Below are 19,229 nucleotides of genomic sequence, written 5' to 3' on the forward strand. Positions count from 1 at the left end.
GAGGAATAATCTATGCGTACGTTCAGTGGCAAACGTAGTGCGCTGGCGCTGGCTATTGCCGGTGTGACAGCAATGTCTGGCCTGGTTGTTACACCTGAGGCGAAAGCTGCGGGTTTCATCGACGATTCTACCCTCACGGGCGGCATCTATTACTGGCAGCGTGAACGTGACCGTAAAGACGTCGCCGAAGACAAATATAAAACCAACCTTTCTCACTCCACATGGAACGCCAACCTGGACTTCCAGTCAGGCTATGCCGCAGATATGTTCGGCCTGGATATCGCTGCATTCACCGCGATTGAAATGGCGGAAAACGGCGACAGCGGCCACCCTAACGAAATTGCCTTCTCCTCCAGCAACAAAGCTTACGATGAAGACTGGTCCGGTGATAAGAGTGGTATCAGCCTGTACAAGGCCGCAGCGAAATTTAAATACGGCCCGGTCTGGGCGCGTGGAGGGTATATTCAGCCAACCGGCCAGACGCTGTTAGCACCACACTGGAGCTTCATGCCAGGTACCTATCAGGGCGCAGAAGCCGGGGCGAACTTTGACTATGGTGATGCGGGTGCGTTGAGCTTCTCCTATATGTGGACCAACGAGTATAAGGCTCCATGGCACATTGAAATGGACAAGTTCTACCAGAACGATAAGAAAACCAAAGTCGATTATCTCCACTCGCTGGGCGCGAAATACGACTTTAAAAACGATCTGGTACTGGAAGCCGCATTTGGTCAGGCGGAAGGCTATATCGATCAGTATTTTGCTAAAGCCAGCTACAAATTTGATATCGCAGGAAGTCCGCTGAGCACCAGCTACCAGTTCTATGGTACGCGTGACAAGGTCAGCGATGGCGGCGTCAACGACATTTATGACGGCACCGCGTGGCTGCAGGCGCTGACTTTCGGCTATAAAGTGGGCCAGGTTGATTTACGCCTGGAAGGGACATGGGTGAAGGCGGAAGGGCAGCAGGGCTACTTCCTGCAACGTATGACGCCAACTTACGCGTCATCTAACGGTCGTCTGGATATCTGGTGGGATAACCGCTCAGACTTCAACGCCGATGGTGAAAAAGCGGTCTTCTTCGGCGCAATGTATGATCTGAAAAACTGGAACCTGCCGGGTTGGGCAGTGGGCGCTTCTTACGCTTACGCCTGGGACGCAAAACCTGGCGACATGGCCACGCCGGATGCGTACTACGATCCAAACTATCGCCTGAAAGAGTCCTCCTACAGCCTGGATGCTATCTATACCCTGCAGGATGGGCGCGCGAAGGGCACGATGTTCAAACTGCACTTCACTCAGTATGACAACCACTCCGATATCCCGAGCTATGCGGGCGGTTACGGCAACATCTTCCAGGATGAACGTGACGTGAAATTCATGGTTATTGCCCCATTCACCATCTTCTGATGAATCTTCCGGCGGGTTAAGGCCCGCCGGACCGGAGACTGCATATGATGAAAAAAATCGTAATTGTCGCGATGCTTGCATCGGGGCTGGTGGCCTGCGCTCAGCCTCAGGCACCGAAGGAAGATTCCAGGCTGAAGGAGGCTTACAGCGCCTGTATTAATACCGCACAAGGCTCGCCGGAGAAAATTGAAGCCTGTCAGAGCGTACTGAATGTGCTGAAGAAAGAGAAGGCGCATGAGCAATTCGCGACGCAGGAGAATATTCGTGTGATGGATTATCAGGCCTGTATCCAGGCGCGTAAAACGGGTAACGATCAGGAAGTCGCGAAGCGTTGCGATAAGATCTGGAACGAGATACGCAATAACAATAATTAAGTTGCTTTACGCCCGGTGGCGCTGCGCTTACCGGGCCTACAAAGGCGTCATAGTCCGTAGGCCCAGGCGCTGCGCCACCGGGTTTTTTAAGGCAAAAAAAAGCCAGCCTTACGGCTGGCTCAGAGTATGAACGTGACTTATTTTGCGTCGTGCGCGTGTTCATTTTCGCGGCAATCACCTTCAGCGCAGTGACCATACAGGTACAGGCTGTGGTTGGTCAGGCGGATGCCATGACGAGCGGCGATTTCACGCTGACGCGATTCGATGGAATCATCGCTGAATTCAATGACCTTGCCGCAATCGAGGCAGATCAGGTGATCGTGGTGATGCTGCTGGGTCAGTTCGAATACAGATTTACCGCCTTCGAAATTATGACGGGTAACAATGCCCGCGTCATCAAACTGGTTCAGCACGCGATAAACGGTGGCCAGACCAATCTCTTCACCCATGTCGATAAGACGTTTATAGAGGTCTTCCGCACTGACATGGTGGTTGTCTGGACCCTGAAGCACTTCGAGGATTTTTAACCGAGGAAGCGTTACTTTCAGGCCAGCCTTCTTTAATGCGGTATTGTTGTCAGTCATGCGGAATCTGTCCTGTTGCTAAACGATTCACTTCTGAAAGAAGTGACAGAAAATGCACCTTGGATATTGCGTCTCATTATAGAACTGCCACGGCTAAATGAAAACTGCAAGTCTCAGGCAAAGTATGCTTATAAAAATGGGGTATCACCGACAAACTTGTGAAATGAAAACCACATTTTACCAGGGAAACATTGTACAGGTCTGAGCGAAAAAGTTAAAAGTTTGTAGCAATTAATTTAATCGGTTTTACCTGGAAAACGGGCGCAACCGCCGTTGCGCCGCGAAAATCAGGCGTTGAGAATATCGTCCAGGTGCAGTTCTTCACGGATCTGCTTAACCCACTTCTCTACGCGCTCAGCGGTCAGCTCAGGCTGACGGTCTTCGTCGATGGCCAGACCCACGAAGTGATCGTCATCGGCAAGACCTTTGGAGGCTTCAAAGTGGTAACCGGCAGTGGGCCAGTGACCGACAATAACGGCACCGTTCGGCTCAATGATGTCGCGGATGGTGCCCAGTGCGTCGCAGAAGTACTCGGCATAGTCTTCCTGATCGCCACAGCCAAACAGGGCAACCAGCTTGCCGTTGAAGTCCACCTCTTCCAGCGTTGGGAAGAAATCATCCCAGTCGCACTGTGCTTCACCGTAGTACCAGGTTGGAATACCCAGCAGCAGAATGTCGTAGCCCTCGAGATCTTCTTTGCTGCTCTTGGCGATGTCATGCACATCAGCAACGTCTTTACCGAGCTGTTTCTGAATGTTTTTTGCGATATTTTCGGTATTGCCGGTATCACTGCCGAAGAAAATGCCGATGATTGCCATGAGTAAAATAACCTCTTGAAACTTAATGGTATGGTGGCGCAATTCGGCCACGGATAAGGGCAATAATAGCAGAACAGGCAACCCTGCGGAAACCGCTATCGCGCAGGACTGCACTCTGTGCTACATGAAAAGGGTAAAAAAGGGTTTTTTCAGACTTATGCCTGGCTGCGCAATGTCTCAAGCTGGGCGATCAGCATCTCTTCAATGAGCTCGCTGCGGCTGATATTACGCGCTTCCGCCAGCTCGTTAAGCGCATCGACAGCGTCAGCGTTGAGCTTCAATTCGACACGCTTAAGCCCACGATTTTTATCGCGTTTAAGCTGGTTGCGTTTATTAATACGCAGCTGTTCGTCGCGCGAAAGCGGATTCGTTTTCGGTCGTCCCGGTCGACGCTCATTCGCGAACAGATCTAGTGTCGTACGGTCCGTTTGTTCTTTGGCCATGATTCTGAGACTTCGGGGGAAACACGCCGCCCTGCTAATGCCCGGGCGATAAGCGCGCCATCATACATCAGCAAAAACGGCACGCCAACGACTGGAAGCCCGTCGTCTTCCAGTCGCTCTCTTTTTAATCAATTTGCCGTATCAGTGAGATAGCGACGAATGGCGCGCAGGACTGCTTCAGGTTTTTCCGCATGTACCCAATGCCCGGCACCGGCAATTACATGGGCGCGCGCCTGCCGGAATTGTGCCAGCAGCGTGTCGCGGTAAGCATCAGTAACGTAAGGCGAGTTACCGCCACGAATGAAGAGGGTAGGATGCGGCCAGGCGGGGACGGCCTCCCAGCCAACGATGTTATTATACTGGTCCCACAGCACCGGGACGTTAAAACGCCATTGCCCCTCAACAAACGACTTCAGCAGGAATTGCACCACGCCTTCTTCATCAAGATGCTCACGCATCACGGCTGCTGCCTGCTGACGGGTGGAAACGCCGGCCTCCGTCACCGCATTAATTGCCGCGAAGATCTCATCGTGACGGCGAACGTCGTAATCCACTGGGGCGACATCAATCACCACCAGCCCGGAAATTCGCTCAGGTGCCAGTGCTGTGAGCGCCATGACCGCTTTACCACCCATCGAATGCCCGATGAGGGTCACTTTCTGCAGGTTGTGGGCGTCGAGCGTATCCAGGAGATCCTGCGCCATTGCCGCGTAGGTCATCTCGTCTGCGCGCCCGGAAAGTCCGTGGTTGCGCATATCGACCTGTAAAATATCGTGATCGGTAACCAGATCGCGCGCCAGCACGCCCAGGTTATCCAGGCTGCCAAAAAGTCCGTGAACCAGTACGATGGGAGGATTATTGTTCGGCGATTGTGCAGTTTGCGCTCGGGTATTCAATTTCATGGCAAAGTTCTTTTTTTACGTTTGTCAGGTTAGGGTATCATGTTGACCATTCTGCCGCCCGGCCGCAAGGTTCCAGTTTAATCTGACTTTTGCCGCCAACCTGGTTTGACGCTATCCGCTGTTGGGATTTGACCTTATAATCCCAATGACTTGTATTCAGATAAGATATCGCACTGGATTAAGATGAAAACAATCGAAGTTGATGACGAACTCTATCAGTATATTGCCAGCCAAACGCGGCATATCGGGGAGAGCGCGTCCGACATTTTACGGCGCATGCTTAAAATTTCCGCCGCTTCACAGCCTGCTACCCCAGTCACCAAAGATGTCGCGTCTCAGCCGAGCGTTGTTGCACAAGCAAAGCCTGCCGTGACGCCGGTAAAAGATAAAGTACGCGCGATGCGCGAGCTGCTGCTGTCCGACGAGTATGCGGAGCAGAAAAAGGCGGTTAACCGCTTTATGCTGGTGCTGTCTACACTTTACTCCCTGGATAACAAAGCGTTTGCTGAAGCGACCGAGTCGCTGCACGGTCGTACTCGCGTCTATTTCGCGGGCGACGAGCAAACGCTGCTGCAAAATGGCAACCAAACCAAACCTAAACATGTCCCTGGCACCCCATACTGGGTGATCACCAATACCAATACGGGCCGCAAGTGCAGCATGATTGAACACATCATGCAGTCCATGCAGTTCCCGGCGGAATTGATTGAAAAGGTTTGCGGTACAATTTAACCCTTGCATCAGAAGGACCCGGTAATGGCAAATCACAGCCGTGCAGGCCAACCTGCACAACAAAGCGATTTGATTAACGTCGCTCAGCTGACCGCGCAGTATTACGTGCTGAAGCCGGTCGTGGGCAACGCAGAACACGCAGTGAAGTTTGGTACATCTGGTCACCGCGGCAGCGCGGCGCGCCACAGCTTTAACGAACCGCACATTCTGGCCATTGCTCAGGCCATTGCGGAAGAGCGCGCTAAAAACGGCGTTACCGGTCCGTGCTACGTGGGGAAAGATACCCATGCGCTGTCTGAACCGGCGTTCATCTCTGTGCTGGAAGTGCTGGCGGCAAACGGCGTCGACGTGATTGTGCAGGAGAATAACGGCTTCACGCCAACGCCGGCGGTGTCTAACGCTATCCTGGTGCACAACAAAAAAGGTGGTGCGCTGGCTGACGGGATTGTTATCACGCCATCCCACAACCCGCCGGAAGACGGGGGCATTAAATACAACCCGCCTAACGGTGGCCCGGCAGATACTAACGTCACCAAAGTGGTAGAAGACCGCGCAAACGCGCTGTTGGCTGACGGTCTGAAAGGCGTGAAACGCATCTCTCTGGATGCGGCAATGGCGTCCGGTCACGTAAAAGAGCAGGATCTGGTTCAGCCGTTCGTGGAGGGGCTGGCGGATATCGTCGATATGGCGGCGATTCAGAAAGCAGGCCTGAAGCTGGGCGTGGACCCGCTGGGCGGCTCCGGTATCGAGTACTGGAAACGCATTGCCGAGCATTACAAGCTGGATCTGACCATCGTGAACGATCACGTCGATCAGACCTTCCGCTTTATGCACCTGGATAAAGACGGCGCGATCCGTATGGACTGCTCCTCCGAGTGTGCGATGGCGGGCCTGCTGGCGCTGCGCGACAAATTCGATCTGGCATTTGCGAACGACCCGGATTATGACCGTCACGGTATCGTCACCCCTGCCGGGCTGATGAACCCGAACCACTATCTGGCTGTGGCGATCAACTACCTGTTCCAGCATCGTCCGCAGTGGGGCAAAGAGGTGGCTGTTGGTAAAACGCTGGTCTCTTCCGCGATGATCGACCGCGTGGTCGACGCGCTGGGCCGCAAGCTGGTGGAAGTGCCGGTGGGCTTCAAATGGTTTGTTGACGGTCTGCACGACGGCAGCTTCGGCTTCGGTGGTGAAGAGAGCGCCGGGGCATCCTTCCTGCGTTTCGACGGCACGCCATGGTCAACCGATAAAGACGGTATCATCATGTGCCTGCTGGCGGCGGAGATCACCGCGGTCACCGGTAAGAACCCGCAGGAACATTACAACGACCTGGCGGCACGTTTTGGTGCGCCAAGCTACAACCGTATTCAGGCGAGCGCGACCTCAGCCCAGAAAGCGGCGCTGTCTAAACTCTCTCCGGAGATGGTCAGTGCTAACACCCTGGCAGGTGATCCGATCACCGCGCGTCTGACGGCTGCACCGGGTAACGGCGCGTCTATCGGGGGTCTGAAAGTAATGACCGAAAACGGCTGGTTCGCTGCACGTCCGTCCGGTACGGAAGACGCGTATAAAATCTATTGCGAAAGCTTCCTCGGCGCTGAGCACCGTCAGCAGATTGAGAAAGAAGCCGTAGAGATTGTCAGCGAAGTGCTGAAGAACGCGTAAGTGCGTTATCGGTGCGGGCTGATGCCCTCACCCCGGCCCTCTCCCACGGGGAGAGGGAGAAAACAATAAAAACGGCAACCCTCGGGCTGCCGTTTTGTTTTTACCTAACTATGCTTATTCTTCAATTCAAACCGTGGTGACACCAGACCGTACAGCGTCCAGCCCATAAAGGTCACCATTGCCCCATAGAGCATCGCTTCCTGACCGGAAGAGTAGAGCGCATAGAAGCTGTAAATCGCCCCAATGAGCGCCACGATATTCGCTGCTCGTGCTTTACGCGGATCCACCTTCGCGACCTTCTGAATAATCACCAGCGCGGCCATCGACAGAATGTACGGAATGATGTTCGTCACCACCGCCAGGTTGACCAGCACGTTGAACTGGCTGTTCAGCGACGGGCTAATGGTCATCAGCGACAATCCACTCTGGAAAATCACGATGGCCAGCATGCCCTGCACCGGTGCGTCCGCTTTGGTGACGCGGGAGAAGATTTTGGGGAAATAACCTTCGTCAGCCGAGGATTTAAACACCTGCGCGATGGTGAACTGCCAGCCGAGAAGCGAACCGCAGCAGGACATCACCATCAGACCCATAATCACCTTCCCGACTTCCGGGGTGAACATCTGGGCGAAAGCCAGCCCGAACGGTGCCGTGGAGTTAGCCAGATCCATATTCGGCACAATCCCGGCAATCACGTTGGTTGAGACGATATAGATCACCGCCGCCCCCAGCGTTCCGCCAAGTACCGCAATTGGCACGTTCTTTTCCGGGTTCTCAACCACTTCCGCATTCGCGCAGGCCGATTCCAGTCCGAGGAAAGCCCACAGCGTCATGGCGATAGAAGAGCCCACGGCGGTAAAGAACGGCACATGATGCGGGTTCCAGGAGTTGGCGTAGAGCGTAGGACTAAACCAGAACCAGCCGATGATGCATAAACCGACGACCGGGATAATCACGCCCCAGACGGTGATGCTGCTCAGTTGTCCGGTGATACGCGCGCCGCCGAAGTTCGCCACGGTGCAGATCCACAGCACCCCGATGGTCGCCAGCCCAATTTGTACCGGGGTGAGCGTGGCGCCAAACAGTTCCGTCCCGTAACCCACGGCGGAAATGGCAATCGCCACGTTGGCGATCAGCAGCGATACACCATAGGTGTAGTTGGCCATAAAGTTGCCGGACTTACCAAAAGCGTATTCCGCATAGCCGCCCATCCCGCCGGACTTGCGGCTGAACATCCCGCATTTGGCGAATGCCCACGCCAGCGCCATTGACCCCACCGCCGTCACCAGCCAGGAGATAATCGAAATGGTGCCCACTTCGGCAAGCTTGGTGGGCAGCATGATGATCCCGGACCCCATCATGTTGACCATGGTGAGGATGGTCAGCTGCACCACGCCCATCTTATTGGATTTACTCATAATGTCTCTCCTTTCAGCAGCGCGGGCTGAGCAGCGGGTTGTTTGATGACGTTACAGCGAACCTGTTTGCGACCCTCACACTCTTCAACGTATACGCCCTGCAGCTCAGGCGCGAAGCCTGGTAGCAGGTTGATACCGTCTTCCAGCGCGGCAAAGTAGCGCAGCACGGAGCCGCCCCAGACTTCGCCCGGGACAACGCACAGCACCCCAGGCGGATAAGGCAGGGCGCCTTCAGCGGCAATGCGGCCTTCCGCGTCGCGCAGGGAGACCAGTTCGACTTCACCACGCAGATACGCATAGTTTGCCTCCTGAGGGTTCATCATCACGCGCGGGAAGTGAGACTTGCGGAACATCTCTTTTTGCAGTTGCTTCACGTTATGGCGGGCATAAAGATCGTGCATCTCCTGGCAAATCTGGCGCAGCGTGTAATCCGCGTAACGTTCCGGATGTTGTTTGTAGAGAGAAGGCAGGACCTCTTTCAGCGGAACATCGCTCTCGAGCAGTTTTTCGAAGCGCACCAGCTGCGCCACCAGCTGCTGCAGTTTGCCCATATCTTCCGCAGGGGTGAGCAGGAACAGGATCGAGTTGAGATCGCATTTCTCCGGCACGATGCCGTTTTCACGCAGGAAGTTGGCGAGGATGGTGGCGGGCACGCCGAAATCCTCATACTCGCCGGTGCGGGCGTTAATACCTGGCGTGGTCAGCAGGAGCTTGCACGGGTCGATAAAGTACTGGTGCTCGGCATAGCCCTCAAAAGCGTGCCAGTTTTCACCCGGTACGAAGTGGAAGAAGCGCAGATCGGTGGCAATTTCCGCTGTGTCGAAGCTTTCCCACGGACGGCCATCCACCGTCTCCGGCACAAACGGACGAAGGTACTGGCAGTTCTCCAGGATCAGTTTGCGCGCTTCAATACCGTTAACCACGCAGTCCATCCACATGTTGCGACCGCTCTGACCTTCATGCATACGGGCGTTAATATCCAGCGCAGCAAACAGAGGGTAGAACGGGCTGGTTGAGGCGTGCATCATAAAAGCATTATTCAGCCGCTTGTGGGGTACATAGCGCTGCTGGCCTTTGATATGGCTGTCCTTTTTGTGGATCTGTGAGGTTTGCGAGAAGCCTGCCTGCTGTTTATGTACCGACTGGGTGACCAGAATTCCCGGGTCGTTTTCGTTCAGCTCCAGCAGCAGCGGCGAGCAATCTGCCATCATCGGGATAAACTGCTCGTAACCTACCCAGGCCGAGTCGAACAGGATGTAATCACACAGATGCCCAATCTTATCCACCACCTGACGGGCGTTATAGATGGTGCCATCGTAGGTACCCAGCTGGATCACCGCCAGACGGAACGGGCGTGCATCGCGTGCACGACCTGGCGCCACCTCGGCTACCAACTCGCGCAGGTAGCTTTCCTCAAAGCAGTGCGCGTCAATACCACCAATAAAGCCGTACGGGTTGCGCGCGGTTTCCAGATAGACCGGTGTCGCGCCAGCCTGAAGAAGAGCGCCGTGATGGTTCGATTTGTGGTTATTACGGTCAAACAGCACCAGGTCGCCAGGGGTGAGCAGGGCGTTAAGGACCACTTTGTTGGATGAGGAGGTCCCATTCAGCACAAAGTAGGTCTTATCGGCATTAAAGACCTTTGCGGCATGTTGCTGCGCAATGCACGGCGCGCCTTCGTGGATCAGCAGATCGCCCATTGCCACGTCGGCGTTACACAGGTCGGAACGGAAAAGCGTTTCACCAAAGAAATCGACAAACTGATTGCCCGCAGGATGACGGCGGAAGAATTGCCCCCCCTGATGCCCCGGGCAGTCAAATGCGCTGTTACCCTGTTTCACGTAGTCTACAAGGGCACGGAAAAACGGCGGTCGCAGCTGGGTTTCGTACTTCTGGGCCGCCGCTTCCAGCTGGCGGCCATAAAAATCGTTGCTGGTGTCTGAATGCTCAAATACGCCGTGAATGCGCGATAAATAATCTGCCGGAATGATCTCTTCTTTATGCGTTGCGACAAAGACGGGAATGCCAAATCCGGTGGCTTCTATTTCTTCCAGTATGCCGCTGGAAATATCGCTAACGGCCAAAACAATGGCCGCGACGTCGATATAATCAGAAGCGCGGACATCCACAAGCTCACGCTGGGTGGTAAAGCAGTCCGGACATGCACGGCTGGCCGCGATTTTTAAACTTTTCATCTTTCTCTCTTTATTTTAGGTAATAAGCGTCCTTCGATTTCTTGTCAGAAAGAAATCGATAATTTTCCGGAAAAAAAGCAAGGTGTGGCCGCTGATTAAAATCAGTAAATTGCTTTTTGATGATTGAAATTCAGTCCGCCCGGTTGCAGATGAGTCTGAATTAAGTGGAATGAGCGCACGACTTCACAGGCAATGGCCTGTAAAATAAGGTGTTTCAGGATAACCTGTAAGCGAGTGCGCCAGAAGTCGAAGGACTACCGGGCATTAAAGAGGTGAAAGTCAAAGCAGTTTCGGTGGGCAAACATCATGATATGTGTTGTCCGCCTTATATGGGGCATTAAGCGATTGTTGTTTTCCATGTTTCATTTTCCTTTCAGTAATTGAAAGCATGGTCATTTTATCCAGGAAAAAGGGATTAACTGTGAATCAGATCACCCTTAACCGATCATTTCAGAAATAATTAGTCGTTTTTGATGAATAACTCAGATCAAAATGCTGATTTGTTGTTGAAGTGTTAATGATTGGTTTTGTTAATGTTTTAAACGAGCAAAAATAATCCATGGAATAATGTATTGATTATTTTTTTAATATTTATCGGGAGGGTTTTTGATTATTTAGAAAATAATATGAATAGTTATTCAAAGCATAAACCGATAACCGATACCGGTTTCAGTTAATAAATGGCGAGGGCGAGCGGGGTCGACTTCCAGTTTCTGACGAAGGTGACCCATATATATGCGCAAATAGTGACTATGTTCCACCGCGTTGGGTCCCCACACCTGACTCAACAGTTGGCGCTGTGTGAGAACCTTGCCGTGGTTATTAAGCAGCACGGCGAGCAGGCGGAATTCGATGGGGGTAAGATGGATTTCCTCTTCACCGCGCACAATGCGCCGTGCGGCGAGGTCAACCCGAATATCACCAAACGTGTAGGTTGGGTCGGCAGGCGTGGTGGCGCTATGACGACGCAGCGCCACACGCAGGCGAGCCTGCAATTCGCCAATGCCAAAGGGTTTAATCAGATAGTCATCGGCGCCGGCATCCAGCGCGGCGATTTTATCCGTCTCTTCAGTACGGGCAGAGAGCACGAGAATCGGCATCTGGCTCCACTGACGAACCTCACGAATAAAATCGATGCCGTCGCCATCCGGCAGCCCAAGATCGAGGATCACCAGGTCCGGCTTGCGGGTGGCGGCTTCAATTAAACCCCGTTGAAGCGTACCCGCATCGTGAACGCGCAGACCGTCTCCTTCCAGCGCAGCGCGCAGAAAACGGCTAATGGCGATCTCATCTTCGACAATCAGAACGTTAATCACAAATCCTCGGGTAATTCATTCAGTTCTGGCGGGGTTTCCAGAGGAAGTGTAACACAAAAACGCGCGCCGCCTTCCGGACGATTCTCTGCGGAAATGGTTCCGCCATGGACGTCAACGATCGCCTGACAAATCGCCAGCCCGAGCCCAACGCCCGGAATGGCCGACTCCTTGTTCCCGCGCGCGAATTTTTCGAAAATAGCCAGCTCCTGCCCGGCAGGAATGCCCGGTCCGGTATCCCAGACGTCAAGGTGAAGCGTGCCATCCTCTACCATTGCATCCACGCCAATCCTGGCACTTGAGCCGGCATATTTACCGGCATTTTCCAGCAGATTGATCAGCACCCGTTCAAACAAGGGGCCATCGACGTGAATTAAGGTCAGGGGTTCAGGCATGTTCAGCGCGATATGCCGCCCACCGAGGCCGGGCTCCAGCATTTTCAGCGCGCTGCCTACCACTTCTTCCAGCGTGAGCCACTCTTTTTTGAGGTTAAACCCGCCCGACTGAATGCGCGCCATATCGAGCAGGTTATTCACCAGACGGGTGGTATTCAGCACGTGCTGGCGGATTTCGCTGGCCTGAAGGGCGTGTTTAGACCCTTCCGCGGCCAGGTCCAGCGTCAGGATTTCTGACTGACCAAACAGAACGGTCAGCGGTGTCCGCAGGTCGTGCGACAGCGCCGCCAGCAGCGAGTTACGAATGCTTTCCCGCTCGCTCGCCAGCCGGGCCTGCTCTTCGCTGGCGGTGAGGGCCAGCCGCTCCAGGGCGCTGGCAACCAGCAGCGTAAAGGTCTCCAGCAGCCGCTGCTGCTCGGGGATCATCAGCTGGCGCAGGTTGGAGGGCTCGACAATCACCAGCCCCTGATTTTTATCGGCGCTGCGCAGCGGCAGAATTTGATAGGGCACGCCGGGCAGGGTGTCGGTCCCTGCGCCCGCAGGTAACCCTTTATCAAAGCTCCAGCGCGCGATGGCTTCGTCCCAGGGCGTCATGCCGGAGGCCGAGGTTAGCGGACGCAGCTTACCGTGTTCGTCCGGGAGTAAAATCAGGTTGCTGGCATGAAACGTCGAGCGAATAAACTGCTCGCTGGTCTGCACGATATCCAGCGGCGTGCGTCCCACCGCCAGCGATTTCGACATTTCATACAGATGCCGCGTGCGCTGTTCGCGGTAGCGGGCGATGCGCGCCTGGTAGCGCACGCCCGCCGTCAGATTGCCGATCACCAGCCCGACGGTGAGCATCACGGCAAAGGTCAGGATGTACTGTACGTCCGACACGGCGAGCGTCCCGCGAGGGGCAATAAAGAACAGATCAAAGCTGATGACGTTAATCACCGTTGCCAGCACCGACGGCCAGCGTCCGTAAAAGAGCGCCACCACCACCACGCCAAGGAGGTAGATCATAACCAGGTTGGCCGCGTCGAAGGCAATCAGCCATTTGCTGGCAATAATCGTGATCAGGGCGCAGAGCACGACGGCCACCAGGCATCCGCGCAACTGAATGCGCCATTTATCACTGAAAGTACGGCTGTCCGGGGCGCGGCTGGGAAGGGGCGTGGGTTTATCATCCAGCGCCACGATCACCAGGTCCAGATCCGGCGCGCGGCGGGCCAGTTTGTCGGCAAAGGATTCACGGCTGAACCAGCGACGATGCTGGCGACGGCCAATGACGATTTTCCCCAGGTTATGCTCCCGGGCGTAGCGCAGAATGGCTTTATCTTCCTGAGGATCGGAAAGGGTGGCGGTTTCGGCACCCAGCTCCTGCGCCAGGCGCAGCGAACTCAGAATCGCGCGGCGCTGGTTTTCGGGCAGGGCATGAAGCTGCGGCGTTTCGACATACACCGCATGCCAGACGCTGCCAAATTTGGCGGCCAGACGCGCGGCGGTGCGGACAAGTTTTTCGTTACCGCTGCCGTGCCCCACGCACAGCAGGATGGCATCCCGCGTATGCCAGACGCGTTCCTGGCCCTGCAAATCGCGCCAGGCACGCATCTGATCGTCAACGCGATCGGCAGTACGGCGCAGAGCCAGTTCGCGCAGGGCAATCAGGTTGCCTTTGCGGAAGAAATGTTCGATGGCACGCTCGGCCTGTCCGGCAATATAGACTTTGCCTTCGTGCAGGCGCTGGCGCAAATCATCCGGCGGCAGGTCGACCAGCACCACCTCGTCAGCGGAATCGAAGAAAGGGTCGGGCACCGTCTCGCGCACCTGAATGCCGGTCACGCCGCTGACCACGTCGTTCAGGCTTTCCAGATGCTGCACGTTAACCGTCGTGAAAACATCAATGCCAGCTTCAAGTAATTCTTCCACATCCTGCCAGCGCTTGGGGTGACGCGAGCCTGGCGCATTGCTGTGCGCCAGTTCGTCCATCAGGATAAGCGCTGGACGGCGGGCGAGGGCGGCATCAATATCAAACTCAGTGACTAAACGACCCCGATGGCTGATGCGGCGGGGCGGCTGGGTGGCAAGCCCCTTCAGCAGCGATGCCGTCTCTTTACGTCCGTGGGTTTCAACCACGCCGATGAGTATATCGAGCCCCTGCGCCCGAAGCCGCTGGGCTTCCGTCAGCATGGCGAAGGTTTTCCCGACACCCGCGCAGGCGCCAAAGAAAATTTTCAGTTTGCCGCGATGGGCTTCAGCCGTCTGTTCAAGCAGCCTGTCCGGATCCGGGCGCATGGGCTCGTCGGTCATTTAGTTTTTCCTTAGCGCGTCCAGCGCCAGATTCAGCTCAACAATATTCACTACCGGCATGCCGATATAGCTGACCAGCGGCTTTTGTGTGTGTTCTGCCACCAGCTTGCTCACCTGTTCAACACTCAATTGACGGGCGGCGGCAACGCGCGGGATCTGCCACGCCACCGCTGCTGGCGTCAAGCTATAGTCCAGCCCGCTGGCTGAGGCGGTGACCAGCTCCACGGGAACCTCGCGGCTGGCCTGTGGATTGGCGGCGCGCAGGGCGGCCACGCGCTCGGCGACGGCTTTGTCCAGCGCCGGGTTGCTGCCCGCCAGGTTACTGCCGCCGGATGCCATCGGATTATACGGGCTTTCGGCAGTGGCGGAAGGGCGTCCCTGGAAGTAGCGGGCATCCGTAAAACTCTGGCCAATCAGGCGCGAACCGCGGTTTTCACCGTTTTGCATAATCAGCGAGCCGTTAGCCTGATCCTTAAACCACCACTGGCCCAGGGCGGTGGTGACCAGCGGGTAGAGCCCCCCGGTAATCAGCGCCAGCAGAATAAACAGAAGTATAGCGGGGCGTAACATCGTCATTTGATTCACCTTTTAAACCAGCCCGAACAGGGTCAACAGCAGATCGATAGCCTTGATACCGATGAAGGGCACCACCAGCCCACCCAGGCCGTAAATCCACAGGTTGCGGCGCAGCATGGCGGCCGCCGTGAGCGGCTTGTAGCTCACGCCTTTTAGCGCCAGCGGGATCAGGAAGACAATAATCAGGGCGTTAAAGATTACCGCGCTCAGAATGGCCGATGCCGGGGAGTGCAGGTGCATTACGTTCAGGGCGTTTAATTGCGGATAGGTCGCAGCAAACGCGGCCGGAATGATGGCGAAATATTTCGCCACATCGTTAGCGATGCTGAACGTGGTCAGCGAGCCGCGCGTCATCAGCATCTGCTTACCAATGTGCACGACTTCAATCAGCTTGGTTGGGTTAGAGTCGAGATCGACCATGTTGCCCGCCTCTTTTGCCGCCTGGGTACCGGAGTTCATTGCCACCGCCACGTCGGCCTGCGCCAGGGCAGGGGCATCGTTGGTCCCGTCACCGGTCATCGCGACCAGACGCCCTTCCGCCTGATACTGACGAATCAAGGCCAGTTTGGCTTCCGGTGTGGCTTCGGAAAGAAAATCATCCACGCCCGCTTCGGCAGCAATCGCCGCGGCGGTCAGGCGGTTATCCCCGGTGATCATCACCGTTTTGATCCCCATTTTACGCAGCTGGGCAAAGCGTTCTTTGATGCCGCCTTTGACGATATCCTTCAGGGCAATCACCCCCAGCACATTTGCGCCTTCAGCCACCACCAGCGGCGTTGCCCCCTGACGGGCCACGCTTTCCACCAGGCTATCCACTTCGGATGGGAAGTGACCGTTATTAGCCTCAATGTGGCGACGGATGGCGTCAACCGAGCCTTTACGGATCATCCGGTCCTGAATATTAATGCCGCTCATCCGGGTCTGTGCCGTGAAGGGCACGAAAGTGGCATGCAGGCTCTGAACGTCGCGCTGGCGCAGGTTAAAGCGCTGTTTGGCAAGAATCACAATGCTGCGACCTTCCGGAGTTTCGTCGGCAAGCGATGAGAGCTGTGCGGCATCTGCCAGCGTTTTTTCATCCACGCCAGGTGCGGGTAAGAAGTCTGATGCCTGACGGTTACCGAGGGTGATGGTCCCGGTTTTATCAAGCAGCAGAACGTCTACATCGCCCGCCGCTTCAACGGCACGTCCGCTGGTGGCGATGACGTTGGCACCGAGCATACGGCTCATACCGGCCACGCCGATGGCCGACAGCAGGCCGCCGATAGTGGTGGGGATCAGACAGACCAGCAGCGCCACCAGCACCGTGATGGTGACCGCCGTACCGCCGTAGGCGGAGAACGGCCACAGGGTCGCGGTTGCCAGCAGGAAGACGAGGGTCAACGCGACCAGCAGGATGGTCAGGGCAATCTCGTTGGGGGTTTTACGACGCTGGGCGCCTTCCACCATGGCGATCATCCGGTCAAGGAAGGTTTCACCTGGGTTAACGCTACACTGGATCACCAGCCAGTCGGAGAGTATGCGCGTCCCCCCCGTTACGGAGGCGAAATCGCCGCCGGATTCACGGATAACCGGGGCGGATTCCCCGGTGATGGCGCTTTCGTCCACCGACGCGCCACCTTCAATCACTTCCCCGTCGCACGGGATAATATCGCCAGCTTCGACCAGCACCACATCGCCTTTACGCAGTTCATCCGCCGGAACGTGGTCCATCTGCGCACCGTATTTTGGTTCACGTAACTTGCGTGCGAAGGCGGTCTTTTTTACCCCTTTCAGGCTGTTGGCCTGGGCTTTACTCCGGCCTTCCGCCAGCGCTTCCGCAAAGTTGGCAAACAGCACGGTAAACCACAGCCACAGGCTAATGGCGCCGGTAAACATCGCATTTCCCGGCATGTGGCCCGTTCCCATGGCAATCGCCAGTGCGGTGGTCAGGACGCTTCCCGCCCAGACAATAAACATCACCGGGTTGTGCCACTGCACGCGCGGGCTCAGTTTTTTCACCGCATCCATGAGCGCCTGACGAACTAATGACGGTTCGAACAGGGCCAGTTGTTTACGACTCATGACAAATTCTCCGCAAAATCAGCGTAAAGAGAGGTATTCCGCGACCGGGCCTAACGCGAGGGCGGGGATAAAGGTCAGGGCACCAACCAGTAACACGGTGCCTGTGAGCAGGCCGATAAACAGCGCGCCGTGGGTCGGTAATGTTCCGGTGGTGGTCGGTTGAATTTTTTTATTCACCAGCGATCCGGCAATCGCCATGACCGGCACAATGATCCCGAAACGACCCACGAACATGCAGAACGCCAGCAGACAGTTCCAGAACGGTGAGTTGGCACTTAAGCCTGCAAAGGCACTTCCGTTGTTGTTGGCGGCAGAGGAGACGGCATACAGCACTTCGCTAAAGCCGTGAATACCCGGGTTAAAGATGCCGCTGCGTCCGGCCTCGGTCATCAGCGCTAGTGCGGAGCCGAGCAGTACGAGGGCAGGGGTTACCAGAATCGCCAGCGCGGTTAATTTCATCTCGCGAACGTCGATTTTTTTACCGAGGTATTCCGGGGTACGACCAATCATCAGACCGGCAATAAACACCGCCAGCATCACGAACAACAGCATGCCGTAAAGACCTGAACCCACGCCGCCAAATACCACCTCGCCAATCTGCATCAGCCACATTGGGATCATTCCGCCCAGTGCGGTGAAGGAGTCATGCATGGCATTCACCGCCCCGCACGAGGCCGCCGTGGTGACCACCGCATAGAGGCTGCTGGCGAGAATGCCAAAGCGGCTCTCTTTACCTTCCATATTGATATTGCTGTTAGCCCCAAGCTGCATGAAATGGCTATTGCCGTTCCATTCAGCCCACATCACCAGCGCAACGCAGACCACGAAGATTAACGACATGGTCCAGAGCAGGGTGCGCCCCTGACGGCGATCGTTGACGACATCACCAAAGGCAAAGCAGAGTGCGGTGGGGATCAGGAAAATCGCCAGCATCTGCACAAAATTGGTCAGGGCAGTCGGGTTTTCAAACGGATGCGATGAGTTGGCGTTGAAGAAGCCGCCGCCGTTGGTGCCGAGCATCTTTATGGCTTCCTGCGACGCCACGGGCCCCATCGGCAGGAGCTGTTTTGCCCCTTCCAGCGAGGTATAAGGGGTGTATGGCAGCAGGTTTTGCAGGCTACCTTGCTGAATAAAGAACAGCGCGATCAGCAGCGCAATTGGCAGCAATATCCACAGCGTGATGCGCGTCAGATCCACCCATGCGTTACCCAGGGTACTGATTTTCTGACGAGCAAACGCGCGCGTCAGCGCGAAGATCACAGCGATACCGCTGGCGGCTGAGAGGAAGTTCTGAACGGTTAACCCAACCATCTGGCTGAAATAGCTGAGCGTGGTTTCACCCGCATAGGACTGCCAGTTGGTGTTGGTGACAAAGCTGACTGCCGTATTCAGCGCAAGATGCCAGGACAGACCCGGTAATTGTTGCGGATTCAGCGGCAGACTCCCCTGCAGCATCAGCAGGGTAAAAAGTGCAATCAGCCCAACAATATTCAGCAGCAGAATGGCAAACAGATATTCACGCCAGCTCATCTCGCGATCGTCTATTCCCAGTACACGCCAGATCCCTTTTTCAACGCTTCCCGTACCAGGCAGGGGGACGTTGTTGATAAGCCTTGCCAGCCCCATTCCCAGTGGCCTTGCCAGAACGAACAACGCCAGTAAGAAGCTGGCAATAAGCAAAAACGCCTGAGCAGCCATCAGAATGCCTCCGCATTAATCAGGGCATAAACCAGATAACCCAATAACAGGAACACCAGCACGATGCCGGCAATAAGACCTGCACTCACAATCCACCTCCGGGTGACTTTTGTTGTTGGGTTAACGGTAGGATTTATGGCGCAAAGATTTCGCAAAAATGAGGAGAGAGGGTGTAAAAAAAGTATAAAAATGGCAAAGCCCACAATTTAACTATTGGTAAGTAAATTGTTAACTTTTTTGTAACTAAATTACGGCGCGAGTGTAAATATTCACTAAATGAATGAAAATAAGTGGTCGGATGAGTAGTAAAATTACACGCAAAGCGATATTATTTTATCCAGGTCACAGATTTT

At 55.4% G+C, this 19,229-nt stretch carries 17 protein-coding genes; 4 read left to right on the forward strand and 13 right to left on the reverse strand.

Going from position 1 to position 19,229, the window contains the following annotated elements:
• Window positions 1-12: 12 nt before the first annotated feature.
• Complete coding sequence (gene chiP / locus L3068_RS06165; protein ID WP_014883015.1) at window positions 13-1,410, forward strand: chitoporin ChiP; 1,398 nt, start codon at window positions 13-15, stop codon at window positions 1,408-1,410.
• A gap of 47 nt (window positions 1,411-1,457) precedes the next feature.
• The gene (gene chiQ, locus L3068_RS06170; RefSeq protein WP_014883016.1) at window positions 1,458-1,784 is read left to right on the forward strand and encodes a ChiQ/YbfN family lipoprotein; all 327 of its coding nucleotides are present in this window, start codon (window positions 1,458-1,460) and stop codon (window positions 1,782-1,784) included.
• A gap of 137 nt (window positions 1,785-1,921) precedes the next feature.
• On the opposite strand, the gene fur is transcribed toward chiQ, so the two are convergent.
• The 4 genes from fur to ybfF form a co-directional block, all read right to left on the reverse strand.
• A complete protein-coding gene (gene fur / locus L3068_RS06175; RefSeq protein ID WP_003858655.1) occupies window positions 1,922-2,368 on the reverse strand; it encodes a ferric iron uptake transcriptional regulator in 447 nt (148 codons plus the stop codon).
• 287 nt (window positions 2,369-2,655) lie between these two features.
• Window positions 2,656-3,186 carry a flavodoxin FldA gene (gene fldA / locus L3068_RS06180; protein ID WP_008501067.1) on the reverse strand — a complete coding sequence of 177 codons (531 nt, stop codon included), beginning with the start codon at window positions 3,184-3,186 and terminating at the stop codon, window positions 2,656-2,658.
• 155 nt (window positions 3,187-3,341) lie between these two features.
• Window positions 3,342-3,629 carry a LexA regulated protein gene (ybfE, locus tag L3068_RS06185; protein WP_014883017.1) on the reverse strand — a complete coding sequence of 96 codons (288 nt, stop codon included), beginning with the start codon at window positions 3,627-3,629 and terminating at the stop codon, window positions 3,342-3,344.
• Between the two features lie 128 nt (window positions 3,630-3,757).
• Complete coding sequence (ybfF, locus tag L3068_RS06190; protein WP_117580650.1) at window positions 3,758-4,531, reverse strand: esterase; 774 nt, start codon at window positions 4,529-4,531, stop codon at window positions 3,758-3,760.
• Window positions 4,532-4,714: 183 nt separating this feature from the next.
• Between ybfF and seqA the strand changes: the two genes are divergently transcribed.
• Window positions 4,715-5,263, forward strand: coding sequence for a replication initiation negative regulator SeqA (seqA, locus tag L3068_RS06195; RefSeq protein WP_117580648.1), 549 nt, complete (start codon window positions 4,715-4,717; stop codon window positions 5,261-5,263).
• A 24-nt stretch (window positions 5,264-5,287) separates the two neighbouring features.
• Window positions 5,288-6,928, forward strand: a complete 1,641-nt coding sequence (pgm, locus tag L3068_RS06200) for a phosphoglucomutase (alpha-D-glucose-1,6-bisphosphate-dependent) (protein ID WP_023332406.1) — start codon at window positions 5,288-5,290, stop codon at window positions 6,926-6,928.
• A 104-nt stretch (window positions 6,929-7,032) separates the two neighbouring features.
• Here the strand turns inward: pgm and potE are convergent, their stop codons facing one another.
• The 9 genes from potE to kdpF all read right to left on the reverse strand — a co-directional run bounded on the left by potE (window position 7,033) and on the right by kdpF (window position 18,965).
• On the reverse strand, window positions 7,033-8,346 hold the full coding sequence (potE, locus tag L3068_RS06205; RefSeq protein ID WP_022647448.1) for a putrescine-ornithine antiporter: 1,314 nt from the start codon (window positions 8,344-8,346) through the stop codon (window positions 7,033-7,035).
• Complete coding sequence (speF, locus tag L3068_RS06210; RefSeq protein ID WP_014883022.1) at window positions 8,343-10,541, reverse strand: ornithine decarboxylase SpeF; 2,199 nt, start codon at window positions 10,539-10,541, stop codon at window positions 8,343-8,345. Before speF ends, potE begins: the two co-directional genes overlap by 4 nt.
• Window positions 10,542-10,795: 254 nt before the next feature.
• Window positions 10,796-10,900 (reverse strand): leader peptide SpeFL, encoded by a 105-nt coding sequence (gene speFL / locus L3068_RS06215; protein WP_003858645.1) that lies wholly within the window; start codon window positions 10,898-10,900, stop codon window positions 10,796-10,798.
• A 279-nt stretch (window positions 10,901-11,179) separates the two neighbouring features.
• Complete coding sequence (gene kdpE, locus L3068_RS06220; protein ID WP_008501074.1) at window positions 11,180-11,857, reverse strand: two-component system response regulator KdpE; 678 nt, start codon at window positions 11,855-11,857, stop codon at window positions 11,180-11,182.
• Window positions 11,854-14,541, reverse strand: coding sequence for a two-component system sensor histidine kinase KdpD (gene kdpD / locus L3068_RS06225; protein ID WP_023336921.1), 2,688 nt, complete (start codon window positions 14,539-14,541; stop codon window positions 11,854-11,856). The genes kdpE and kdpD overlap by 4 nt, the downstream gene beginning before the upstream one ends.
• On the reverse strand, window positions 14,542-15,117 hold the full coding sequence (gene kdpC / locus L3068_RS06230; RefSeq protein ID WP_117580646.1) for a potassium-transporting ATPase subunit KdpC: 576 nt from the start codon (window positions 15,115-15,117) through the stop codon (window positions 14,542-14,544).
• A gap of 12 nt (window positions 15,118-15,129) precedes the next feature.
• Window positions 15,130-17,178 carry a potassium-transporting ATPase subunit KdpB gene (gene kdpB, locus L3068_RS06235; RefSeq protein WP_045268239.1) on the reverse strand — a complete coding sequence of 683 codons (2,049 nt, stop codon included), beginning with the start codon at window positions 17,176-17,178 and terminating at the stop codon, window positions 15,130-15,132.
• 18 nt (window positions 17,179-17,196) lie between these two features.
• On the reverse strand, window positions 17,197-18,876 hold the full coding sequence (kdpA, locus tag L3068_RS06240) for a potassium-transporting ATPase subunit KdpA (RefSeq protein WP_014883026.1): 1,680 nt from the start codon (window positions 18,874-18,876) through the stop codon (window positions 17,197-17,199).
• The gene (kdpF, locus tag L3068_RS06245) at window positions 18,876-18,965 is read right to left on the reverse strand and encodes a K(+)-transporting ATPase subunit F (protein WP_014069365.1); all 90 of its coding nucleotides are present in this window, start codon (window positions 18,963-18,965) and stop codon (window positions 18,876-18,878) included. The genes kdpA and kdpF overlap by 1 nt, the downstream gene beginning before the upstream one ends.
• Between the last annotated feature and the right edge of the window lie 264 nt (window positions 18,966-19,229).

It is taken from the genome of Enterobacter cloacae complex sp. ECL414, from assembly GCF_021869685.1.
In the GTDB taxonomy this organism is placed as follows: Bacteria; Pseudomonadota; Gammaproteobacteria; order Enterobacterales; family Enterobacteriaceae; genus Enterobacter; species Enterobacter kobei.